Genomic DNA, 1,149 nt, shown 5'->3' on the forward strand with positions numbered 1-1,149 from the left:
GAGCCATATTTTTAATTTTTATGTTTTAAATATTTGTAAATATAATAAATTAAAAATATGGCGGACTCGCAAATATGCCTTAACTTTGAGTTAAGCAAATACCTAGCTATGAGCTATATACGTTGTTGTGCTTTCGTTATTTTATTCCAGATAATTTGAATGTTTTCTTCAGTTTTCGGTTATACCAAGCCAATGTAAAAACAGGTTAAAGCTAAAGTGTTAAATAAACCGTGTACGGCAATAACAAACCACAAATCATATTTTCGTAGGTAGAAAATCAATGCAATGAGCGCTCCAACAATCCAAGTGACAAGTTGCCCTGTGATGCCTTGACCGCTGTGCATAAATCCGAAAAATCCAGTAACTATAATAATGTTGAGTGCTATGCTTATTTTGCTTTCGCCAAAGAATTTGACAAATTGTCGCATAAAATAGCCACGAAATATAATTTCTTCTCCAAATCCAGCAGTAGCCCAAACTAATAATAAAAAGAATAAAAAGTATGACAGATTTCCTTCGAGTTCATCAAAACCTGAATAGTCTATCGGAACACTAGTTAGTTTTGTTATTAAGGGTACTAATGCAAAAACATAAAAAACAAAGAGTCCTAAAGCTACTAATGGTGCATAAACCAAGATATTCTTTACATTAAGTTTATCTCGTTGAAACCCTAATGCAGTAAATGGTTTTCCTTTATATTCTATATAATTTGCGATGATAATTATAAAAGAGATAATTATATTTTCGAACATTGTGCTTATAGGGCCAAACCATAAAAAGCAGATGATTGCAAAGGTGATTGATGGAATTAGAATTTGACGTAAAGAAATTTTTTTCATTTTTATTGATTTTTAAATTCTCTGCGAATTAATCAATAAAACTTTTCAAAACCCACGTAAATAATGATGTTGTTATTGAATGGTAGCAAATTTATAGTTGAATAGTCGATGATTTTTTAGTTTTTATTCCATCCAATCTAAAAATTCTTTTCGTTTGTATCTGCTAATATTAATTTTAGAAAATGCCTCTTTGTCTTTGCAAACTTTTAGGCTAATAGTAAGCTTTCCATTTTCAATTTTTTCAATCTGGTCTACCGCATCTTTATGAATGATAGTTTTTCGATTGGCTCTAAAAAATAATTGATTGTTT

The 1,149-nt window shown here is 29.9% G+C and carries 2 protein-coding genes; both read right to left on the bottom strand.

The window, feature by feature from the left end; all coding sequences use genetic code 11:
* Nucleotides 1–179 precede the first annotated feature (179 nt).
* Nucleotides 180–839 carry a CPBP family intramembrane glutamic endopeptidase gene (locus G525_RS0117835; protein WP_027127342.1) on the bottom strand — a complete coding sequence of 220 codons (660 nt, stop codon included), beginning with the start codon at nucleotides 837–839 and terminating at the stop codon, nucleotides 180–182.
* 123 nt (nucleotides 840–962) lie between these two features.
* Nucleotides 963–1,149, bottom strand: a 187-nt coding sequence (locus G525_RS21420; protein ID WP_035480144.1) for a LytTR family transcriptional regulator DNA-binding domain-containing protein, incomplete at its 5' end; no start/stop codon positions are given.

It is taken from the genome of Gelidibacter mesophilus DSM 14095 (assembly GCF_000423005.1).
GTDB lineage: Bacteria > Bacteroidota > Bacteroidia > Flavobacteriales > Flavobacteriaceae > Gelidibacter > Gelidibacter mesophilus.